Raw genomic sequence first — 23,112 nt, 5'->3', positions numbered from 1 at the left:
AAGAGAAGCGTTTGGTTACTAGGTTCCCAGGCGGTCCTGCCGCTAGAATGAGGCCATCAGCTAATGCTTGTGATATAGCGATTTAAAGGCAAACTGTGAAACGACCCGTCCTAACGTCTCTCGTATCGAAAGCTGCGACTTCCGTAGCGAAAGTTGCGATTTTGAGGACGCATTTACGTTCGGCCATAGCAATCGCTTTGTTAGTCGCCGGTTCTCTGGTCCAGGCGGACGAATGTCTGGACTGCGTCGAGATCGGCAAGTGGCGCGTCAACGTCGGTCTGGGTCTGGGTATGCGCAGCAACCCTCTGCACCTGGGCGACGACACCCCCCTCATAGTGCTGCCGGAAATCAGTTATTACGGCGAGCGCTTTTTTCTCAAGAACCTCGAAATGGGGTTCACCCTTTTTGAGAATGATCGCCACCAGTTCAATGCCCTGATCACCCCCGGTTACGATCAGATGTATTTCAATCGCTGGGACCCTTTCAATTTCACCGCTGGCGGTGGTTTTACCGCAGGCGGCTTTGTTGGTATTGGGAGCACTCCGCCGTCTTTGGCAGCGGGCTATCAGGTGAATATTTCCGGAACCCAGGATTCCAAAAACAACCCTATAGGCTCCGAATCCGAACCCAGTGGTGTGCAGATTTCCCAGGCGAACGCCGTCTATATCAATGATCAATACATCGCTCTGGGCGAAGGCAGACAAATGCTATTCGGCGTCGAGGGCAATCCGATCACCGTGCATATCGAAGAAGGGGTGGTGGATATCCGCGGTGTCGTCACCGGCGATCGGATTCGTTTGGACGGTGTGCAGTTCACCAATCCGAAAGACCTGGAAAGCGTCGGCGGAGCCGATTTGGAATTCGACGGCTCGCGCAATTCCAACTCCATTTTGATCGATCTGGAAAAAGGCAACCTCTATCGGGTGACGGGCGAATCCGATGTTCAGGCAGAGCGCCAGCAAATCGAGGCAGATGCGGTGGCCAGCCGCAGAATGGCTGGTCTTGCCGGTTTTGAATATTCCTACCTCACGCGCTACGCGACTTTTCATTTTCAGGCATTAAAAGATTTCACCAATGTGCACCACGGTCACGAGGTGCGAGCAGCGGTGATTTTTCCTTGGTATATCGGCGAACAAAAATGGGCGCTCACTTTGGGGGGCAACTATAAAAGCCGCGATATTCTCGATTATTACTACGGCGTAGGGCCGCGCGATACCGATCTTCCGGATTTATTTTTTACGCCGCCTTCTTCCGGTGTGGAAAAAATGGTGCGACTCGATTGGCAATTTCCCCTAACGGAAAAATGGTCATTGCGCGCTATGACACAGTATTCCCGCCTGCCGAACAGTATTCATGACAGTCCGCTGATGTCGGACAAAGAGGTGAAATCGATTTTCTTTGGGGGCATCTACCATTTTTAGAGGAACTCAAGCGAGATGGATCGCATTTCTGTGCTTTCCTTATGCTGCGTTTGCGGCAGAGTTGCCTGCGCTCCAATTTTCCCTAAAACCCCGCCTCTGCGTTTTAACGGAAGAAGAAGACGCCTGTTACGATCAGCTGGAAGTGCGCTGGAAGGCCGAGCAGCAAATGAGTTTATGTTTGTATCAAAGCGATATGGACCAACCGTTGCGTTGTTGGCAGGAAGCGAGTGAAGGGCAGCATAAATTTATTATCTCCGCGACGCGCAATGTGACCTTTCAGCTGCGGGAAAATAATCAGACCACTCTGGTCAGTGAAGCCTTCGAAGTCATACACGATCAAAAAAAATATCGGCGGCAACGCCGCAATCCATGGAGCTTTTTCTAATGGTGCATCGCATTTTGTTGGCCGAGGACGATGTGCGCCTGGCGTCTTTGGTAAAAGATTATCTTGAATCCACCGGCGAATACGCCGTAACCGTGGAAACCAACGGCGGCAAAGTACAACGGACGGTCAGCGACGTGCTGCCGGAATTATTGATTCTGGATGTGATGTTGCCGAATAAAGACGGCATTTCGATTTGCCGCGAAGTGCGCCCGACTTTTCCCGGTCCGATTTTGATGCTGACCGCGCGCAACGATGATGCGGACCAGATTCTCGGTCTGGAATGCGGCGCGGATGATTACGTTATCAAACCAGCAGAACCGCGCGTATTGCTGGCGCGTGTGCGCGCGCTGTTGCGCCGCTATGCGTTGGAAGGAAATTCCGATAAAGAAACGCTCACCTTCGGCGATTTGTCCATCTGCTGCAACTCGCGTTCGGTCACTTTTGCCGGTGAGCCGGTGGATTTGTCCAGCCATGAATTCGATTTATTGCTGACCTTCGCGCGCCAGCCCGGTCAGGTGATGAGCCGCGAATTTTTATTCAACACCATTTATTCCCGCCCCTATGACGGCCTGGATCGCACCATCGATGTGCGCATTTCCCAGCTGCGCAAAAAACTCGGCGACAATGCGGAAAAACCTTTCCGCATCAAAACCATTTGGGGCCGCGGCTACATGTTTGTCGAAGACGCATGGCAGGCTAGCTGAGCCTCGCCATGCGCCGCGCCTTTCTTTCGCTCTACAGCCTGATTGTGGTTGCGGTGATCGCAGTCGGCTGGGGGCTGGATCAATTTTGGCAAAATCATTCACCGAATGAGCGCATTACCGAAAGCGAACTCCAGCTGCTTCAATTAGCCGAATACTGGCTGGCACAGGTTCCACCAGCGGAGCGGCAAGCGGCGCTGGCAAAAATCGAAAAGCAAATCGGCCTACCTATATCGCTGCACTCCTACGAGGATTTTGCCAACACACGAATATTCGAAAAAATCAGCGTCGGCGAACCTGTATTGGTGGAAACCGAAGAGGCGCGTTTTCTCTACCAACGATTAAGACCGAGTGAGCTGATCATAAGAATTCGCCAGGAATTACCGGATGCGCCGGACCCGCTGATTTACAATCTGTTGTTATTGGTTTTCTATCTCGCTATTGCCCTGGTGATTTTTATCTGGGTATGGCCGCTGTCGCGCGATTTGGACAAATTGGAAAAACAAACCAAGCTGGTCGGCTCCGATGCAGTGCCGCCACAATTGCGCATTGCACCTTCATCTGCGGTTTACGATCTCGCCAGTGCGTTTAATCGCATGGGCCAACGCGTGCGCGATCTGCTCGCTTCGCATAAAGAAATGACCTATGCAGTCTCCCACGAGTTGCGCACACCGCTCGCGCGTATGAAATTCGGCCTGGAAATGGCTAATGATTTCGACGATGTGCAAAAAATCAAAAAACAACTCGCCGGCGTGCGCGAAGACGTTACGGAAATGGATTTGCTTGTCAACCAGTTGTTCGCCTACGCGGGTTTTGAACACAGCGACGGCAAACTGGATTTACAGCCGGGTGACATGGACGCATTTATTCAACACCTTATCTCGCGCGCGCAATCCACTCCGACGCAAAAAGAATTGCACTATCAATTTACCAATGAATTGGGCGACGAGCTGGTTGTGTGCGAATGGTATTTGATGGAGCGTGTGATTCTCAATTTATTACACAACGCCCAGCGCTATGCCAAAAGCCAGATTCACGTGATTTTGCGCAAGGCCGGCGAAAAATACCAACTCCTGGTCGACGACGACGGCCCCGGAATTCCACCTCAAGAGCGCGAACGCATTTTCCAATCCTTCATCCGCCTCACCGACCACACCAACGCCCAAACCCGCGGCTTAGGTCTCGGCCTTGCCATAGTGCGGCGAATTATCCAATGGCACAATGGCAAAGCCTTCGCCGGCGTCTCCCCGCTTGGCGGTGCGCGTGTGGGGGTGGAGTGGGTGGTTAATTCGCCTGTTACATAAATAAATGGTTTGGCTTTATCTAATTTAGTCCCTCCGAGCGTCACCAATAATTTCCGGGATCGCCGCAAGTATATTGTTCACAGAGGTTCAGACTGCCAAAATTTCTGCCCGCAGTTTTATCCGTCGTGTTCAGTTCTGAAATAGACTCATTTCCAGGATTTAGATGAGGGTGATTTCTTTTCTAGTGCATGCAATGTGGCCCTCACCCCAGCCCTCTCCCAGAGGGAGAGGGGGTTTTTAGGAACCATCACTCTGAATTTGGCACAGTTCCAAGTTCCTTAAATCTCGTCGAGTTTGGAATTATGGTTTTGCTTCAACTCCCTCTCCTCTAGGAGAGGAGGTTATGCGTTCTCATTTTTAATTTTGTGCAATTCCGAGCGCTCCTAAATTTCTCGAATTTGGAATCGTGCCGCTCAATTGGGAGAGGGTTAGGGTGAGGGCTGGCTCTTTATTTCCCTTTTGCTTCTTCCAGCTCCCTCTGCAACAAAGAACTTTCCACCGATCGCGGTTTTTGGAAACGCCCAATCGCCAAATAAACCACCGGGGTTAAAAACAGGGTAAAAATCGCGGCGAGGCCGAGGCCGCCGAACATTACCCAGCCGATAGCTTCGCGGGCTTCGGCGCCGGGGCCGGTGCTTAAAATTAAGGGTAATCCGCCGAGGGCGGTGGAGAGTAAGGTCATGGTGATGGGGCGCAGGCGGACTTTGGCGGCTTCCAGTACCGCGTTGCGGATTTCGTAGCCCTGCTCGCGCAATTGGTCGGCAAATTCGACGAGCAAAATTCCATTTTTCGCCATCAGGCCGATCAACATTACCAAACCAATTTGCGAATAAAGATTAATGCTCGTGCCGGTTAAAAATAATGCATAAATCGCCGCAGCAACGCCGAAGGGCACAATTAGCATCACAATAATGGCGCTGGTAAATCCTTCGAATTGTGCGCACAAAACCAAAAATACAACGAGCAGCGCAATGCCGTAAGTGAAAGCGAGATCGCGCGAAGTTTCATTCAGCGTTTGCGCTTGTCCTAAAAATAAAATGCCAATGCCATCTGGTAAAACTTCTTTGGCGAGCGCTTCCAGATCCATCACCGCTTGTCCCAATGTGTAACCGGGCGCGAGGCTGGCATCTACTTGAATGGCGCGGCGTTGGGCGTGGCGATTTAATTCGGCGGCGACAGCTTCCTCGCGCAAAGTCACCACGCTGGACAGCGGAATTAATTGCCCAGCAGTATTTTTTACGTAGAGATTCACCAAATCCTGCGGCGAGGTCACAGTAGTGCTGGAGGATTGCAGAATAATCGGAATGGTTTCATCGCCGACGTTAAGGTCCACCACGTCCAAGCCGTCGACAATCGCACGCAATGTCACGGCGATATTATTCAGCGGAATACCGAGATCCGATGCGCGGCGGCGATCGATCGCAATGGATAATTGCGGTTGTGTCGGCTTATAGGAAGTATCCGGCTGGCGCAGCTGCGGCAGGCGATCTTCAATGGCGGCAACAAATTGTTTGCTCGCCTCGTACAGCACTTGGTAATCGTTGCCGAGCAGCGCCAGTTCCACGCTGCCGGAATTACCGCGAATCGCCAAGCTGTTGGGACTGCTCACGCGAATGCGCACGCCCGGCAAATGGCTGAGTGTCTGCTGCACTTCTTTGATAATTTCCTGCTGACCGCGTTTGCGCTCTTCGACAGGTTTCAGCGGCACCATGATCTGCACGCGGTTGGGGTCGTAACGGCCGACAATGGTGAATAAACCTTCCGCCTCACCGCTGTCCACCAACGGCTGCAGCAGCGCTTCCATATGATCGGCCTGGCGCTGCATGTAATTCAGCCCCACACCGTCCGGCCCTGTGGCATCCACATACAACACACTGCGATCTTCCGGCGGCAGCAGTTCGTTATCCAATTTGGTGTAGAGAAAGGCCGCGCTTAACGCGATCACCAAGGAGATGGCAAAAGTTAATTTGGGAAAGGCGATACAGCGGGCGAGGGCGTGCTCATAAAACTCAGCGCAGCGGCTGCCAATTCGCTGCAGGCGGGACGTTGGGCGCGGCTCCGCCTGTGGCATAAAGTGAATGGTCATGGCTGGCACCAGCGACAGTGCTACGAAAGACGAAATCGCCACAGCCGCCGCGAGCACCAAGCCAAATTCGCGGAACATCTGCCCGGTAGTGCCGGGCAGCATCGCAATCGGCACAAACACGCTCACCAGCACAGCCGTGGTGGCGATCACCGCAAAAATCACCTGCCGGGTGCCGAGCACTGCGCCTGCGCGCACGCCCAGGCCGAGGTTTCTGCGGCGCTGAATGTTTTCCAGCACCACAATCGCGTCATCCACCACCAGCCCTGCCGCCAGCACAATCGCCAGCAGGGTCAGAATATTGATGGAAAAACCCATAATCCAAACCGCCGCCAATGTGCCAATCAGCGAGATGGGAATGGTGACGCTGGGAATCAGGGTGACGCGCAGGGAGCCGAGGAACAACCACAGGGACGCGATCACAATCAGAATCGCATAAATCAAACTGGTGACGACTTCGTTAACCGAACCGCGAATAAATACCGCCCTGTCTTCCGTAATCGTCAGCTCCACGTTGTCGAACCGGCGGTTCAAATTCTCCACCACTTTGCGCACACCGTCGGAGATGGCGATGGTGTTGGATTGCGCTTGGCGGACTATGCCGAGGCCGATCACTGGCGTGCGGTTGAGGTACACCAGCGACTCGGCATCCTCCGGCCCGAAGGACACATAAGCCACATCGCCGATGCGCACGTCGCCAGCGATGATGATGTCGCGCACCTGATCTTCCGTCACCGTGGAAGCATCTGTGCGCACCAGCAGCTCCTGATCCTGCGAGCGGAAACTGCCGCTCGGCACATCCAGCGGCGCCAGTTCCAGCACCGCCGCCACTTCCGCCACCGAGAGGTTAAAACTGGTCAGGCGCAGCGGGTCCAGTACTATGCGCAATACGCGCTGGCGCTGGCCGAACAGGGGAACATCCGCAACACCGGGAATGGCGATCAAGGCAGGCACAATGTCCTTTTCGATCACCAGCGTCAGCTCTTCCTCGCTGTAGGTTTTGCTGGTGACGGCGATATTGATGATCGGCATAGCATCCGCGTCCGCCTTCACCACCGCCAGCTGTTCCACATCCGGCGGCAAATTGCGCTGCGCCTGATTAACCGCCTCGCGCACATCCGCTGCGGCAGTGTCCAGGTCGACCTCGGGCAAAAATTCGATATGGGTGCGGAAGTTGTTTTCCTCGCTGCCAGAGCGGATGTTCTTGATGCCGGACACCCGCGCCACCGCGCCTTCGATAATGTTGGTCACCTGCGCGTCCATGGTTTCCGGCGAGGCACCGGGCAGAACGCCGCGCACCGACACCACCGGAATATCCACATCCGGCAGCTCGCGCACATCGACCGCCAAAAAAGCCGCAAAGCCCGCCAGGGCGATCAACAAATTCAAAACCAGAATCAGCACCGGCCGGCGCACGCTGAGGGAGGCGAGGTCGTTCTTGTGAATTTCCTGGTCGATAAGTTCTTGTTGATCGTCAGGAGAGACTTGCTTGGGATCGCGCTCGTTTGTCATCGGCCAATCTCCACCAGGCGCTCAGATACGTCGATCACTGGCTGGCCTTCGCGCAGCCGTTGAATGCCTTCGGTCACTATAATCGTGCCCTCGGGTAAATCCGCATCCACCAGAATCTGTCCCTGCAGACGCTGCACAATGGTGGCCGGCACGCGCACTGCTACACCGTTCTTCACCGCCCACACATAAGCGCCATCGCCACCCCACTGCAGCGCCACCTCCGGAATCACCGGGAATTCCCCGCCGGCGAGCTGTAACTGAATGCGAAAGCTCATGCCGGGCCGCAAAGTGTCCGCCGTATTGGGCACACGGGCGCGCACGGTAAAAGCACGGGTCTGCGCATCCACCCGGCTGTCCACATCAATCACCTGACCGTTACTGCGCTCCCGGCCGGACCAGGTGGACAGCTCGATCCACTGCCCCTGGGTCACCTGACCGTAAAACATCTCCGGCACATTAAAGGTCACCAGCAACTCACTGCGATCGTCCAGGGTGACAATCGGCGTAGAGGGTTCGACGCGCGCGCCGCGATCCAAATCCGTCAGGCCCACATGGCCGGTAAAGGGCGCGCGAACGGTGCGATAGGTAAGATTCACCTGCGCCCGCTGCAAGTTGATGCGCGCTCTATCCACCGCGCTCTTGGCGTCATCCAGCATGGACTTGGTCACCGCGCCCGCGCCCTCGCTGCGTTTATAGCGGCTGTACAACCGCTCGGCTTCCGCCAACTCCACTTCGGCCAGTTCCACCGCCAACCGCTCATTGCGCGCATCCAACTGCACCAACGGCTGCCCGGCTTCCACCTGCGCACCCGTCTCAAACAAAATCTCCGCCACCTCGCCGCTCACCTCGGGATACAAAGTCACCGACTTCCGCGCCCGCGAAGTCCCAACGGCCTCCACCAACGTCATTCGCGGCTGCCAGCTTACGGTTGCGGTTAACACCGGAGATTTGTTCTCCGCACGCGGCTTGGTCGCCGTCGTTTCCTGCTTGTCACATCCACTCACCAGCCCCAGAGCGAGCAATAAACCGGGAACAAGCAAACAGTGGCGGGGGATAAAACTCATATAAAAGGCTCTTTATTCTGTAAGGCGGCTATCGCCGGCATTTTTTGTCATGTTGGGTTTGGTCACGTGTCAGCGCCTGTCAGGGCTGATCTCGGACCTTGGCGAAGCTAAAAAGATCAATTGCGCCATTTTGGGGGTAATTATAGGGGGAAAGAGGGGGTGGGGGCGGGTGGTGTTTTTGGGCTCCTCCCCCTGGGAAAGCGGGAGGTTGGGGAGGGGGTTTACTTCAAACGCCGCTCAAAACTCTGGTATGAACGAGATTCAAAACACTTTTTTGCAGATAAGCGCATTTGCTAAGGGGTAACGCGCCACCTACGCTAATAATGTACGCGAAAAGCCAGAGCTATATTCGCAGTCGGTGGTGTCCCGTGAATAAATATATATTCTTTGTTTTACTGCTTATATTGCAAAACTCTGCAAATGCCGAGGAATATGTGGCTAAAAGCTATGTAGATGACTCCAGAGGCTTTCTTTATATAGAAGATCCTAATCGGCAAGCTGAAGCTTGGGCAATGTGTGCTGCGTCATATGATTTGATGGCAGAAATATTAGCGAAATCCCACCCAGCCCGGTCACAGCAGCTTGCTGAGCTGGCAAACGGAGCAGAATTGGCTGTTATTTTATCTATGGTAGTCAGTGAAATAAATGAAAAAACTACACCGGAAAAATTTGATGCTGTTTGGAATTTTTCAAAGATTTTTGGGGGCGAACTTCCGAAAACAAGACGAACAGTGCTGCTTGCGGACTTAGAATCAGACAAATCGGCTGGCGCAGCGGTTTTCATCTCAGACATTTCCAAGACGCTTGAGGTCTGTATGGCAAATCTATCAGCCCAACAAACATATATTGATATCTGGAGAAAGTTGGCAACAAGCGGACTTCTACAACTTCCAAGCGAATAAATTCTTAAGGCAATTAAAATCCATACCGTATGACACTTGAAATAAGGGATAGAAAGAATTTAGAAAAATATGTTCAGCAGATGCTTGAGCTTAAAGCCCGACTTTCATATATCAAGGAAAATGGATCAAAAAAAGATAGATTCCAAATTGAAAACACTGCCCTTCATATTAGAAAAATCATAGAGACATTTGCCTTTTCTCTGATGTCCTTGCAAAAAGACTCCTACAGAAAATATCGAGAATCAGCGAATGCGGACTTCCTGAATGATTGGAATGGGAGAGAAATTCTAAACAACCTTTTAAAGTTAAATCCGGATCTGTTTTTTGAGCCAATACAGAAAGAAATAAGAGCAGTCGACGGCACCAAAGTCATACAACCCTTGGATAAAAAGCAGGTATACTCCATAAAGCAACTAAGTAAGCTCTATGAGAGATGTGGAGGCATTCTCCACGTTTCTAACCCTTGGAAGAACTGTAAAAAAATAGAATCCTTTGGTGGTGAGCTACCAAGGATTATCGAACGATTGTCGCTTACATTTGAAGACCAATCTATTTTGGTAAATCACTGGAAAAGCAACATATCTACCGCTGTGATTGTTACATTGACAGGACAAGACGGAAATCCGTCAATTTATCTGGCCGTCAGCGACGGAAACTTCGCATTACTAGATAGATCGTAGTAAACGTTGGCCAATAATGCCTATGTTTCGCCTGCCCCAATGGTGACGGAGATTGTAGTGGCATAGTGAATTTGGCCACCTAATTGGAAGTGATATTATCACTTCATTCAACCAATAGGTGTCCAATGAGCAAGCGTACTAGACCAACCTTTAGCCCAGAATTTCGCCATGATGCGGCGCAGCTGGTTGTAGCGAAAGGCTACACAATTCGAGAAGCAGCAGAATCAATGGGGGTTGGCCTATCCACTATGAGCAAGTGGGTCAAACAACTTCGATCAACGCCGGATGGCCTGCCGGCTAAAGGGGTAGCGGTAACACCTGAACAGCAGCGTATTCGGGAACTGGAAAAGAGAATTAAGCGCATTGAAACGGAGAATGAAATCCTAAAAAAGGCTACCGCTCTCTTGATGTCGGACTCGCTGAACAATTTGCGTTAGTCCAAAAACTCAACGAGAGCTATTCCATCAAAATCCTGTGCGACTCCTTTGGCATTCATCGCAGCAGCTATAAATATTGGGTCGGAAGACCTAACACCATCGACGCCAAAGATATTCACTTACGGAGTGAAGTTCGTGCTGTTCACGCGGAAAGCAACGGTTCGGCAGGGTCGCGAACCATTGCAAACATGGTAACAGCCAGAGGTACATCGCTGAGCCGTTATCGAGCCAGGAAACTGATGAAACAGCTGGAATTGGTGAGCTGTCAATTGCCCAGGCACAATTACAAGAAGGTGGATCAGGAACATGTTGTCATCCCCAACAAACTGGATCGGCAATTTACTGCGACAAAACCCAATCAAGTTTGGTGTGGTGACGTGACTTATATTTGGGTCGGCACACGGTGGGCGTATCTTGCGGTGGTGCTAGATTTATTTGCGCGCAGACCGATTGGTTGGGCGCTATCCCTATCTCCTGATAGTGAGCTCACGAGGCGCGCATTAACCATGGCATTTGAGGCGAGAGGAAAGCCAATTGGGGTGATGTTTCATTCTGATCAAGGATGCCACTACACCAGCCGGAGTTATCGCCAATTGCTGTGGCGTTATCGCCTTGATCAAAGCATGAGTCGTCGAGGCAATTGCTGGGACAATGCACCAATGGAGAGATTTTTTAGGAGTTTGAAAACGGAATGGGTGCCGACATTAGGCTATCGAAATTTTAATGAAGCTGAATGTTCAATTACGGATTATGTTTTGGGTTACTACAGCCAGACAAGGCCGCATCAACATAATGGTGGATTGCCGCCAGTGTTGGCCGAACAGCGGTATGTAAGTAACTCTTAAATCGTGGCCAAATTCACTTGACCACTACATATCGCCGCTCGCTCGGAGGTTTCACCAAACTCAATGCCCCCACCTAGCGGAATCAGATAATGCTCATTTTTCGTGGGGTCATAGCCTTCCGTAAGCAAAATTTTGTTTTGGTGGCGAAATACACACACCGACTTGGCTCTAATCTTTGTCACAAAAATTCCCTAATTGATTAAACGTTATGTCTTCGCTTCTGCCTTGGCTGCGGGAGCAGGGCAGGGCACTTTAGCCCATATTGCCAACAATTGGATGAACAAATTCAGAGCTTTATGAAGACAAGAAAGCCAGCCCCAACTCAAACAAGCGTTTTACGGCGGTGTGGGCCCTCAAAGCATTTATAAAGTACTATCCGTAAACTTCTCGTATGTCTGGGCCAGCGATTACTGATTGTTGATCGAATATTGAGGGATTCAGTCAGATAAATCTGTCTCGCAATTTGTACTTTATTACCTTTAAGGGATATCGATCATGTCAGATACAAAAATTCTGCTCAGTTTTGCTATGCCAAATCACGGGTCCACCTTCGCTCATTGGTTAAGGGATCGGCTGATGAAGCATTATGATTTGTACCATCACAAAGCAGTGTATCTGGATTCCGTTGTCGCCCGGGCTGGCGCAACAGACCATGCAGTTGATTTTGGCGAACGCGAGCAGAAAGGGGAAACTGCACACGTATCGCCGGACAAGCGACCTCATATGCGATCGCCTACCGGCGCTGTACCGATTGGCGCACGCATCGAGGCCTGGGAAAGCCTTTATGCAACTGCCATGTCTGAGGCAAGTGCGATGGTCTTCGTGTACACCAGTGAATTTCCAGAAAGCCTTAACTGTATAAAAGAATGGAACAACTACATTAAAGAAACCAAATCCCGAACACCTGATCGCCCTTTGCGGGGGATTATCCTCGAACTTGCTGATGCCGCCGCTCTCGAGGCCCAAGGTGCCCCCAACGTCAAACGAATTAGAGCCGCAAAAACACCCGGCGGACAAAAAGGATTAACGTGGGATAAAGGCGATTTTGTTATTACGGAAAGTGCATTTTCGGAATTGACCAGAGCGATAGGGAAAGTCTAGGGCTCGAATACGTAGTTCATTGTCGGTAACACTTCCTTACCTGATCTGGATTAAAGATAGTGATTCATAATACTCGACGGCATTTGCCGGCCCCGGTGCTATCGGCATCTGCGATAATCGCAGTTGCGACAATTTTATTCGTTGTTTTAGGCTGGATGCCCCTTATCAACGCAGCCTTGCTGCTTCCCTTTGCGATTGGGCTTTATTACTTAACGACGACCGATGGTTCGCATAGAGCGTTAATTGCGGCCATTCTGGTTCCGACGGTGTTAATTGGCTTCTTTGTGGCTATTTTTAGGCCCAAAGGATTTTCCTATCCATTGATATGGAATCCTGGAGCGCTGTACGAAGGGGGAGAGCCTTTTTCACTTTATGTGAATTTAAGCAAAGCCATTGGTGGATATCTTGTCGTTATCTGGTTAGGGCTGGGATTGCGGCATCATCGCTCGACACTAGTAGGTGAGCGGTCTTTACTCTCGCAAATGGTTGTTGCTCTGGTTGGGGTGGGCGCAATTTTATTTACGGCATTTGCATTTTATGGCGTGGGTTGGAAGCCTAAGATTCCCGACGGGATTCTTTATTTTGTCGTGGTCAACTTGCTGGTGACGGTTCTGTCTGAAGAAGCTTTTTTCCGACTAATGCTGCAATCTCAGATAGAAAGATTTTTCAAGAATAAGCGGTTAGGAATCTGCGTGGGCATCGTAATAGCTTCCTTGCTTTTTGCTTTAGCGCACGCAGGGGCAACAGGGCTGGTATTTTTTCTGTTCTTATTCGCAGGTTTCATCTACGCAGCAGTGTATGCGTGGACGAGAAGTCTGCTTGCGAGCATGGCTACTCATTTTGGGGTTAACATCGCCCATATTCTCCTGCTTGAATATCCTCTGTGACCTGAACACAAGTCAATACATTGGATTCTTTGAGGGAAAGCTCTTTCCGGACGAGTTCTGCACCCGCGCATAAAGCGTGTAGCTTGCCCCGGGCTACGGAGCGCGCCAGCGGCGCCATGCCGCAATTAGTGGATGGATAGAGCTTATCCGCGTCCACAAACTGCAAGGCCTTGCGCAAGGTATTGGCGACTTCTTTCGGGGTTTCAATGGTGTTGGAGGCCACATCAATGGCTCCCACCATCACTTTTTTACCTCGAATCAATTCGATAAGTTCCATAGGAACGCGCGAGTTGTGGCATTCCAGTGAAACTATATCGATCTTGGATTTTTGCAGTTTAGGAAATGCTTGCTCGTATTGACGCCACTCGGAGCCCAAAGATTTTTTCCAGTCGGTGTTGGCTTTAATGCCATAGCCGTAACAAATATGCACGGCCGTCTCACATTTCAGCCCTTCGAGCGCTCTTTCCAAGGTCGCAACACCCCAATCATTGAGCTCGTCAAAAAAGACATTAAAGGCGGGCTCGTCAAACTGAATAATATCAACCCCAGCAGCCTCCAATTCTTTGGCTTCTTGATTGAGAATTTTGGCGAACTCCCAAGCGAGTTTTTCCCGACTTTTATAGTGATTGTCGTACAGGGTGTCGATCATGGTCATAGGCCCTGGTAATGCCCATTTGATCGGCTGCCGAGTCAGTTGACGCAAAAACTTGGCGTCTTCGACAAATACAGGCTTTTCTCGAGCCACAGAACCCACTACGGTCGGAACACTGGCGTCGTAGCGATTGCGAATCCTTACCGTCTCACGTTTTTCAAAATCAACGCCGCTTAGATGTTCAATAAAGGTTGTTACGAAATGCTGCCGGGTTTGCTCGCCGTCGCCGACAATATCGAGACCTGCGTGCAACTGCTCCTGCAATGATAAGCGCAGAGCATCCTGTTTGGCTTCGATTAATTCGTCACCTTGTGGTCTCCATGGAGACCACAGTTTTTCTGGTTCTGCCAGCCAGGACGGTTTCGGCAAGCTGCCAGCCGTGGAAGTGGGAAGTAAAGTTTTCATATTCAGATTCTCATCGACTTTTAATCATTTAAAGAGAAGAACTCTCGATCCATTTTTTCAGCACCTGCTGATAGGGTTTGATGAAGTGTTCTTCCGTGAATTTTCCCTGCTTAACCGCAAGTTGGCTGCGTTCCTCTCGGTCGTAAACGATTTTGGTCAATGAGTAGTCCGAGTTATTTAAACTGGGTTGGTAACAGTATCCCGCCGGTGAGTTGGCGTTATAAATTTCAGGGCGGTAGATCTTCTGAAAAGATTCCATCGTACTGATGGTGCTGGCCAGCTCAAGGTTGGTGTAATCAGCTAGCAAATCGCCGCCAAAATAGAATGCCAAAGGCGCTACGCTGCCCGGCGGCATAAAATACCGCACTTTTAAGCCCATTTTTTGGAAGTATGCGTCGGTTAGAGAAAACTCGCTTTGCCGATATTCAACTCCCAATATGGGATGCTGATTCTCGGTTCGGTAATAGGTCTTGCTGTTTGATACGCTCAAGCAAATAACCGGCCTCTTGGTGAAATTCTGCTTATAAATATCTGCATTTAGGAACCCTTTGAAAAGTTTGCTGTGCAGATCGCCAAACGTGTCTGGAACGCTGAATTTCGCTTGGTCTTTGTTATGGGCCAACAGCAATACACTAAAATCATAATCTCTCACGAAAGAAGAAAAGTTGTTGCCAACAATGCCTTCGAAGCGTTGATTATTCTGGTGATCAATAATGTGCGTCCTCAGCATTTCAATCATAGGGAACTCATCACCGTTTCCTTTAATGTCAACACCAACGGAAATAATCTCAAGCTCAACGGAATAACGGTCCCCATTGGGGTTATCCCAATGTGCAAGGCTATTAAAACGGTTGTTGATCATCTGCAGGGTGTTGCGCAAATTCTCCTGACGATTTTCCCCTCTGGCCAGATTGGCAAAGTTGGTGGTAAGGCGAGTGCTTTCGGCAGGAATATAGTTTTCATCAAAACGAATTCGTTTGATGGAATAGTTGAAATCGTTACTCATCGCAATTGACCTTGATTTTTTAACCCGACGGCAAGGTCTATTTATAGTCGCGGCGTCGCGCGAATAAAAATGATCTTATTTAATGCGTCGATGAGAAGAATTCATGCTTATGGATTTTCCGATGTGCTTAGAAACTCTGTTCGCTCAGTTCGCGATGGTGTTAATATGCACAAAACATGAATATAAATGATTATATTTCATGAATATATGAACCCCATTCATGGTTTTGCTATGGCTATTATTGACCGCACCCATCTCACAATGGTCCTTGCTATTCAGGAGCACGGCTCACTAACCGCTGCTGCGGACGCGCTGCATATCACTCAGTCTGCCCTTAGTCATGCCCTTAAGAAGCTAGAGGATCAGCTGGGCGTGACTTTGTTTCGTCGCGAATCCAGAAAGCTGTTTCTCACCCAAGCTGGCGAATACCTGCTAAGTGTGGCGAATCGTTTGGAGCCGCAATTAGCCTATGCTGAAGACAGGTTGAAGCAATTTGCACGGGGCGAGCGGGGCAATTTACGTATAGGTATGGAGTGCCACCCGTGCTATCAGTGGCTGATTAAATTGGTGGGTCCCTATTTGGAATCGTGGCCAGATGTGGATGTGGATGTAAAACAGAAGTTTCAGTTCGGCGGCATGGGCGCATTATTCGGTTATGAAATCGATATGCTGGTAACGCCCGATCCCTTATATAAAGAAGAATTACATTTCGAGCCTGTTTTTGATTATGAGCAGGTGTTGGTTGTGAACAATAAACATCGCCTGGCGAAAACCGACTATGTCAATCCAGAAGCACTCAGTGACGAAGTGCTTATCACTTATCCGGTGGCAAAAGAGCGGTTGGATATTTTCAGCTTATTCCTAATGCCGGCCGGCATAGCACCTAAAAGCCACAAACTGATTGAAACCACCGATGTCATGCTGCAAATGGTGGCAAGTGGGCGCGGTGTAACCGCACTGCCGCGCTGGTTGGTGGAAGAGTACGCCGAAAAGTTAAATATTGTTCCCGTACGCTTGGGGAAGAAGGGTGTTCCCAAGCAGATTTTTGTAGGTGTTCGCAAAGACGATTTGGCAATTCGCTACATCAAAGACTTTATTGAATTTGCAAAAGCAAGAAAGAAGGGTTGATGCTTCATAAAGTCGAAACGGAGAGGTAAGTGACGTTTATCGGTAATGGGCCTCATCGAATACGCAAAACAACTCAAATAAAGTTCCTGCCCAAAGCAGCCGTTACGCTGGGTGTTATCAGTCTGTTGACGGCGTGCGCTAACATTTAACGGAGCACTGTGGTTGGGCGAACCGAAGCAGGTGCATGAGAGCAGGGTGGGGCGGGTTTAATCGCGGCGCGTCACACCCTCTGCGCCTGGCGCTGGACGATTCAAGTGTCTGGGCCGACAATGAGGCACTTATTTTTCTCTCGGGCCCCGACTATGACTCAACCCTTGCATGACGACGGCTTCCTGGCGGGCGGAGGGGAAATGGGTGCGCTTATCCGCGCCTATGATTGGGACAAGAGTCCGTTGGGGCCTCCGGCGTACTGGCCACAAGCATTAAAAGTGGTGATCCGTTTGATGCTGACCTCCGGCCACCCCATGTTTATCTGGTGGGGGCCGCAGCTGATTCAGTTTTATAACGACGCCTACAGCCGCTCCCTCGGGCCGGAGCGCCACCCCAGTGCGCTGGGTCAGGAGGGCCGGGAATGCTGGCAGGAAATCTGGCCGCTGATTGGTCACCAAATTGAACAGGTTCTGGAAGGTAGGGGATACACCTGGCACGAGAACCATCTGGTTCCCATCACCCGTCATGGTGCTCGGCAAGACGTTTATTGGACTTACAGTTACAGCCCCATCGACGATCCCAATGCGGAAAATGGCATCGGCGGCGTGCTGGTGGTGTGTACGGAAACCACCGAACAAGTGATGAATCAGCAGCGCGCCAAAGCCGCCGAGGCCAAATGGCGGGCGCTGTTTGATTTGGCTCCCGTGTTTATGTGTACGTTAAGAGGGCCTGACCATATTTTCGAATATGCCAATCCGGATTATTTAAAACTGATTGGCATGCGTCCATTGGTGGGCAAACCTGTACAGGAAGCGCTGCCTGAAGTGGTTGATCAGGGATTTATCGAATTGCTGGATCAGGTTTTTCAATCCGCAAAACCTTTTCAAGGGCACGCAGTGCCGGTGGATCTGATATCAGAAACACACGAAATCACACGGCGCTATGTTGACTTCACCTATCAACCGTTGACCAATGAAGACAACCAAGTCACCGGCATTTTTGTAATCGGCTTCGACGTAACCGAGAGCGTGCGCGCGAACGAGCGCTTGCAAGAGCAGGATCGCCGCAAAGACGAATTTCTCGCCATGCTCGCGCACGAATTACGCAACCCTATGGCGCCCATCGCCAGTGTGGCCGAGCTATTAATGCGCAATGCCAATAGCCCGCAAGAAGTTAAAAAAGCCGGCGAAATTTTGCAGCGTCAATGCGGCCAGCTGACCCATCTTGTAAATGATTTGCTCGACGTCTCGCGCATCACCCGCGGCATTATCGAACTGAAAAATGCGCCGGTGAATATCGATCAAGCCATTGCTATAGCTCTTGAATCCGCGCAGCCGCAAATCGCAGAAAAAGAACACACACTGGAATATATTCCCGCTAATGAAGATTTATATGTGTGGGGCGATATTCAGCGCCTGGTGCGGTGTCTTAGCAATATTCTGGTTAACGCCATCAAATACACGCCACCGCGAGGCAACATAAAAATTCGCGTTGCACAAACCGCGCAGGAAGTGGCGATTGAAATTTCCGACAGCGGCCTCGGCATAGCACCGGAAATGCTGCCCACCATTTTTGATCTTTTCACCCAGGCCAATCCCACCATCGACCGCTCCCACGGCGGGCTCGGCATCGGCCTTTCCATTGTAAAACGCCTGGTGCAAATGCACTCGGGAACCTTTAGCGCTGCCAGCGAAGGCGTTGGCCGCGGTGCTCAATTCACGCTGCGATTTCCACTGATTGAGCCGCCGAAAGTCGAGGCACCGCAAACACAAAACCAAAATGCCACGAGTTGTCGCCTGTTAATTGTCGACGACAACATTGACGCCGCCGACTCCCTCGCACGACTGTTAACCTGTTTGGGCCACGAAACACTCGCCGTGCATTCCGCCAATGACGGCCTGGAACAACAGGAAACCTTTAAACCCCAAGTGGCATTGCTCGATATCGGCCTACCGGATATGACCGGCTACGAACTAGCCCGCCGCTTCCGCGCCACAGCTTCCCAAGTAAAACTCATCGCACTCACAGGATATGGAACAGCGGAAGATCGCCGGCAATCGGAAAAAGCGGGGTTTGATTTTCATTTAACAAAACCCGTGACGCTGGCGGAGTTGGAGCAGGTTCTTACATCGCTATGCGCCGCCACGTGAACCGCCGCCAAGCGGATTCATGAGCTAGCTCACGTTAACTGCGGCTTACCGCGCATCCCCCGAAAATACATTGCTAGAATGCTTTGCTTCTATTTCGTGTCTACAGGTGCAGTAAAGGTCCATCACACCCTTCAAAGGCGCCCAGTGATGGTCCACATAACAATAAGATTTACGTGATCGTTTACAAAGAATGTCAATTGTTCTGATGGACGAAGAAAATATCGTGCCCGCCATTACTTAGCACGATCATCATTTCCAGAAAAAATCTCAAAAATCAGCAGGGAGTTCTCAATGACCGAGTCCAATAAAGTCGAACGCATGCTGGTGGTCGATGCGCTCAGGGGATTTGCGCTTGCCGGAATTGTGGTGGCGCATATGTATGGGCAGTTTATCGCGGCGCCGCGTCCCGCAGGCGGCTGGGGGGGTTACGCCAGACCTTGGCGACCAGATCACTGGCGGCGTTGTCTGGATTCTGGTGTACGGTAAGTTCTACTCCTTGTTTGCGCTGCTGTTTGGTGTCAGTTTCGGCATCATGATGGAACGCGCCGCCGTTGTCGGTAAGGATTTTTCCAAACGTTTTCTCTGGCGTTTGAGCCTGCTGTTGCTCATCGGCATTTTTCACGCGGCCATTTATCGTGGCGATATTCTTACCGCCTATGTGCTGATTGGGTTAATACTGCCGGCGCTCTATAGAGTGGCGGATCGTTGGTTATGGACCTTGATCATATTGCTGATGCTGGGGTGCGGCCAGCTGTTGGTGTATGGACTGGCGGGCAAGGCCAGTTTTCTACCTTGGGAATCCTCGCCAACTTCCCCCGAAGTGGCTCGCTATGTAGAAGTTTTAAAGCACGGCACTTTCCTCGACGTGGTGAAAGAAAATTTAAGCACGGGATTGGCCCATAAATTCGATTTTCTTTTCGCCATTTTTGGTCGCGCCTATATGACGCTTGCGTATTTTATTCTCGGCATGTGGCTGGTGCGCCATAGCATTGTGCACAACCTCGGGGATTATCGGCCGCAATTGAAACGTGTGTTATGGATATCGTCCGCATTGACGGTGATTTTTTTCGTCTTGATGATGATCGCGTTCATAAAAATGCCGGATATGACGCAATTCACTCAGTGGCGTCATGTGCTGGCTTTCTCCTTCTACAACTACTTCAATATCGCCATGACACTGGTGCTCGGCAGTGGCTTTGCTCTGCTTTTTCTCCGCGCTAAAGGAAGATGGAAAAACGCATTGGCTGTTTACGGCCGCACCGCCCTGAGCAATTACATTTTGCAGAGCCTGATCGGCACAACACTCTTTTTTGGTTTTGGCGTGGGTTTGCTCGGGGAACTGCACGATTGGCAAACTGTACTGCTGGCGTTATTGATCATCCTGTTGCAGATAAAAATCAGCGGAATCTGGCTGCGCCATTTTCGCTACGGTCCTTTGGAGTGGTTGTGGCGCTGTGGAACCTATCGCCAATGGCTACCCTTGTGTAAATCGGCGGGCATGGAGGCTCAGTCCATAAGCTGAGCATCATCAAAACAATAAATTCAGAATCTCAACAGCAATACCCGTAGTTGCGTAAATCAGGGCATGTGGCGAATTTTTAGGGGTGGGTATTTATCAAGGCTCCTTCCCCTGGCAAGGGGGAGGTTGGGAGGGGTCTTGTAGTACCTCTACCCTGACTCGCCGGCCAATCTAAAGGGCTCCTGCCCATCCGGTAAGCTGCCAATCCTTGATCTTGGACCAAGAACCAGTATGATAGCCCGTCATTGTGGACAACAATTTACAAGGAGTTAAAAGATGACAAGTTGATTCCCCCCTGGAAGCGTCGCAAACAATACAGTTGATGTGTACCAATGCGCCGATAGGGTTTCTCCCGGAGACGAGCCCCGCGATATTACCTCTACGAAGCATCTTTACGTCCCTCTTGATACCTCGAATTGGTCCGTCCATCTACGAAAAAATCCCTTTGGGGCCGTTATCTACAAAACTACCGTTCAGTCGGGAAACGTTTATCAAGCCTTTGATGGAAAGAGGTTAGTGGTTGAGGTCGGCTGCGACACCATTATTTATATCCATATCAATCCTGCACAGCCGGCAAAACACCACCGGTTGTTTATCCAATCAGAGAAGGCTTTTAATGGTGATACAACCATCCGAAGAGATGCTGCTGAAATCGCGAAAAACACTCGCCATATAGAAACTATCGTCAAGTATGAGATGTATTTCATTCTTGGGGTGTTCTCAACTGTCAGTTTGGCAGCTTGGTTGACCGTCACTGGTGCAGATGTCACCTATCTATATGCCTCTAAACGAGCGGTGGCCGATTCATCAAGGAAGTTATCTAAAGCGCTGCTTGCGGAGCTTGATACCCTGGGAACTTACGCTCCTACGTTACAGAAAAAAATATGGGAAATGATTACTGCGGAACTGGTCAACAACTCATCGCGGGCAGCAAAGAATCTTCCAAAAGCTATTGCGACCGATGAAAAGGTTCAAGCCCAGACAACAGGCATCATATTTGGCAAATGGGCAATGCCCAATGGGAATCCATTTAGTGCTTGGACGATTGTCAGCGTATTGTTGGTTCAAGCGGCCAGCAATTCGGTACTTAAGTATCCAGACGCGTATATCCAATCTCTGATTGACCAATATAAGCCCCTTTTGGAAGAAATGCGGCAAGTTAACCCCTCACAGCCAGCAACGATGCAAAAGCCATCAGCTACACTTATTAAGCTGATGAAGGAAACCGGGGTAACTTTAACTCAGAACGAAGCTGCAAGCATTTTCAAGGAAGTATCTCAAAACAAAGAAAAGGCTTATACATCCATGACAAATGTTTTGAAAGCCGTATCAGAATTCAAGCGGATTACCAACAAATAAATGATGGCAGCCATGAAAAGAAAATTTTTAATAATCGCCTTATTATTTATTACCACCAATGCGTGCTCAGATGACAGTTTCGAAAAAGCGGCGAGCCAATATTGTGGTTTATACAGCCCTAAATCTCTCACATCATTAGGGCAGGGCGCAGAGCTTCAGCAGATATTCGGCCATATCCTGGAGCAGCAAAAAACAATTAACAATAAAAAATTGCAGGACATATTAAAGACCGCCGATAAAGCAGATTTTTCAGCTTATTATGCGAGCATAAAAGCCAATATCGAGAAGGAGCTTGGCCGTCCGTGGTCATGCGCGGACTTTGATCAGTTCTTTTTGCCAAAACAAAAAGTCGTGTCCTTGTCATTAAAGGGCGTTCACCACAAATCGATCGACCCACTGGCAGACAACGTCATCACGATTATGGTCGCCCATTCTGGTGAGATTTTGGTGAACGGTGCTGCGTTAAAGGAACCTTCAAAACTGAAGGCGGCACTTGAATCCCGAATTGCTAAAAGGCCTGTGGAGGAGGTGAGTTTTGTGCTTTATTTTGACGACGATTCAAATGGAGCGTTCGCTTCGGATGTGCTTTCAGTATTGACTGAGTTGGGTGTGGAGTCGGTTGATCTTATTGATCTATAAGTAGCGAAGTCGGATTGCAGCTCAAAGTCGTCAGCTGTAGTGGTCAAGTAAATTTGGCCACAATTTAAGAGGTACTTACATATCGCTGTTCGGCCAACACTGGTGGCAATCCACCATTATTTTGGTGCGGCCTTGTCTGACTGTAGTAACCCAACACATAATCCGTAATTGAACACTGAGCTTCATTAAAATTTCGATAGCCGAATGTCGGCACCCATTCCGTTTTCAAACTCCTAAAAAATCTCTCCATTGGTGCATTGTCCCAGCAATTGCCTCGACGACTCATGCTTTGATCAAGGCGATAACGCCACAGCAATTGGCGATAACTCCGGCTGGTGTAGTGGCATCCTTGATCAGAATGAAACATCACCCCAATTGGCTTTCCTCTCGCCTCAAATGCCATGGTTAATGCGCGCCTCGTGAGCTCACTATCAGGAGATAGGGATAGCGCCCAACCAATGGGCCTGCGCGCAAATAAATCCAGCACCACTGCAAGATAAGCCCACCGTGTACCAATCCAAATATAGGTCACGTCTCCATCCTGATAACGCGTCACCCACTTATAAACCGTTTTGCGGCTTAAGCCATAACCTCGGGCTAATTCACTGATGCTGCTTTCCTGTCGCAGCCAGTCAGCGATCAACTGCATCTTCAAATCCATCACACAAGTCTCGTTCCAGGGCATAAGCAAGTCCTCCTTGCTCATACCATAACTTGTGTAACCCATGTTCCCGGTTTGTTTTGTTACCTATGTTGCCGGTTTGCACAAACCCCAACCCTCT

Annotated in this window: 19 protein-coding genes; 14 read left to right on the top strand and 5 right to left on the bottom strand. The window is 50.3% G+C overall.

The window, feature by feature from the left end:
- Positions 1-95 precede the first annotated feature (95 nt).
- The 4 genes from DWB84_RS10460 (at position 96) to DWB84_RS10445 (ending at position 3,811) form a co-directional block, all read left to right on the top strand.
- Positions 96-1,421 carry a MipA/OmpV family protein gene (locus DWB84_RS10460; protein ID WP_187409748.1) on the top strand — a complete coding sequence of 442 codons (1,326 nt, stop codon included), beginning with the start codon at positions 96-98 and terminating at the stop codon, positions 1,419-1,421.
- Between the two features lie 61 nt (positions 1,422-1,482).
- Positions 1,483-1,806, top strand: a complete 324-nt coding sequence (locus DWB84_RS10455; protein ID WP_187409747.1) for a DUF3019 domain-containing protein — start codon at positions 1,483-1,485, stop codon at positions 1,804-1,806.
- The gene (locus DWB84_RS10450; protein WP_255428946.1) at positions 1,806-2,510 is read left to right on the top strand and encodes a winged helix-turn-helix domain-containing protein; all 705 of its coding nucleotides are present in this window, start codon (positions 1,806-1,808) and stop codon (positions 2,508-2,510) included. Before DWB84_RS10455 ends, DWB84_RS10450 begins: the two co-directional genes overlap by 1 nt.
- Before the next feature lie 8 nt (positions 2,511-2,518).
- Positions 2,519-3,811 (top strand): ATP-binding protein, encoded by a 1,293-nt coding sequence (locus DWB84_RS10445; protein WP_187409745.1) that lies wholly within the window; start codon positions 2,519-2,521, stop codon positions 3,809-3,811.
- Between the two features lie 448 nt (positions 3,812-4,259).
- On the opposite strand, the gene DWB84_RS10440 is transcribed toward DWB84_RS10445, so the two are convergent.
- Both DWB84_RS10440 and DWB84_RS10435 read right to left on the bottom strand, forming a co-directional pair.
- Complete coding sequence (locus DWB84_RS10440) at positions 4,260-7,406, bottom strand: efflux RND transporter permease subunit (RefSeq protein ID WP_187409744.1); 3,147 nt, start codon at positions 7,404-7,406, stop codon at positions 4,260-4,262.
- Positions 7,403-8,470, bottom strand: a complete 1,068-nt coding sequence (locus tag DWB84_RS10435; protein ID WP_187409743.1) for an efflux RND transporter periplasmic adaptor subunit — start codon at positions 8,468-8,470, stop codon at positions 7,403-7,405. The genes DWB84_RS10440 and DWB84_RS10435 overlap by 4 nt, the downstream gene beginning before the upstream one ends.
- Before the next feature lie 368 nt (positions 8,471-8,838).
- Between DWB84_RS10435 and DWB84_RS10430 the strand changes: the two genes are divergently transcribed.
- The 5 genes from DWB84_RS10430 to DWB84_RS19365 all read left to right on the top strand — a co-directional run bounded on the left by DWB84_RS10430 (position 8,839) and on the right by DWB84_RS19365 (position 13,322).
- Positions 8,839-9,372, top strand: a complete 534-nt coding sequence (locus DWB84_RS10430) for a hypothetical protein (RefSeq protein WP_187409742.1) — start codon at positions 8,839-8,841, stop codon at positions 9,370-9,372.
- Between the two features lie 29 nt (positions 9,373-9,401).
- Entirely contained in the window at positions 9,402-10,052 is a 651-nt protein-coding gene (locus DWB84_RS10425; protein WP_187409741.1) for a hypothetical protein, read from the top strand.
- Positions 10,053-10,177: 125 nt separating this feature from the next.
- A protein-coding gene (locus tag DWB84_RS10420) for an IS3 family transposase (protein ID WP_187409740.1) occupies positions 10,178-11,334 on the top strand; the annotation gives its coding sequence in 2 pieces (ribosomal slippage) (positions 10,178-10,436 and positions 10,436-11,334; 1,158 coding nt in all).
- Positions 11,335-11,829: 495 nt separating this feature from the next.
- Positions 11,830-12,435: a hypothetical protein gene (locus DWB84_RS10415; RefSeq protein ID WP_187409739.1), complete on the top strand. Its 606-nt coding sequence runs from the start codon at positions 11,830-11,832 to the stop codon at positions 12,433-12,435.
- A gap of 59 nt (positions 12,436-12,494) precedes the next feature.
- Positions 12,495-13,322 carry a type II CAAX endopeptidase family protein gene (locus DWB84_RS19365; protein WP_187409738.1) on the top strand — a complete coding sequence of 276 codons (828 nt, stop codon included), beginning with the start codon at positions 12,495-12,497 and terminating at the stop codon, positions 13,320-13,322.
- Here DWB84_RS19365 and DWB84_RS10405 read toward each other — a convergent pair.
- The gene (locus DWB84_RS10405) at positions 13,282-14,379 is read right to left on the bottom strand and encodes a methionine synthase (RefSeq protein WP_222868131.1); all 1,098 of its coding nucleotides are present in this window, start codon (positions 14,377-14,379) and stop codon (positions 13,282-13,284) included. The two genes, DWB84_RS19365 and DWB84_RS10405, sit on opposite strands and share 41 nt — an antisense overlap.
- 28 nt (positions 14,380-14,407) lie before the next feature.
- A complete protein-coding gene (locus DWB84_RS10400) occupies positions 14,408-15,385 on the bottom strand; it encodes a DUF1852 domain-containing protein (RefSeq protein WP_187409737.1) in 978 nt (325 codons plus the stop codon).
- A 186-nt stretch (positions 15,386-15,571) separates the two neighbouring features.
- Here DWB84_RS10400 and DWB84_RS10395 point away from each other — a divergent pair, with 186 nt between their 5' ends.
- The 5 genes from DWB84_RS10395 (at position 15,572) to DWB84_RS10375 (ending at position 22,330) form a co-directional block, all read left to right on the top strand.
- Positions 15,572-16,513 carry a LysR family transcriptional regulator gene (locus DWB84_RS10395; RefSeq protein WP_222868130.1) on the top strand — a complete coding sequence of 314 codons (942 nt, stop codon included), beginning with the start codon at positions 15,572-15,574 and terminating at the stop codon, positions 16,511-16,513.
- 302 nt (positions 16,514-16,815) lie between these two features.
- Complete coding sequence (locus DWB84_RS10390) at positions 16,816-18,813, top strand: ATP-binding protein (protein WP_187409736.1); 1,998 nt, start codon at positions 16,816-16,818, stop codon at positions 18,811-18,813.
- 379 nt (positions 18,814-19,192) lie between these two features.
- Complete coding sequence (locus DWB84_RS10385) at positions 19,193-20,335, top strand: DUF418 domain-containing protein (RefSeq protein ID WP_187409735.1); 1,143 nt, start codon at positions 19,193-19,195, stop codon at positions 20,333-20,335.
- 513 nt (positions 20,336-20,848) lie between these two features.
- Positions 20,849-21,691, top strand: a complete 843-nt coding sequence (locus DWB84_RS10380) for a hypothetical protein (protein WP_187409734.1) — start codon at positions 20,849-20,851, stop codon at positions 21,689-21,691.
- Positions 21,692-21,703: 12 nt separating this feature from the next.
- Positions 21,704-22,330 carry a hypothetical protein gene (locus tag DWB84_RS10375; protein WP_187409733.1) on the top strand — a complete coding sequence of 209 codons (627 nt, stop codon included), beginning with the start codon at positions 21,704-21,706 and terminating at the stop codon, positions 22,328-22,330.
- Between the two features lie 64 nt (positions 22,331-22,394).
- On the opposite strand, the gene DWB84_RS10370 is transcribed toward DWB84_RS10375, so the two are convergent.
- Entirely contained in the window at positions 22,395-22,979 is a 585-nt protein-coding gene (locus tag DWB84_RS10370) for an IS3 family transposase (RefSeq protein ID WP_370589709.1), read from the bottom strand.
- Between the last annotated feature and the right edge of the window lie 133 nt (positions 22,980-23,112).

This window comes from Saccharophagus sp. K07 (assembly GCF_014336955.1).
In the GTDB taxonomy this organism is placed as follows: Bacteria; Pseudomonadota; Gammaproteobacteria; order Pseudomonadales; family Cellvibrionaceae; genus UBA5868.
Note: the sequence above shows the minus strand (reverse complement) of the source record. Positions and strands in the feature narration are given on the sequence as shown.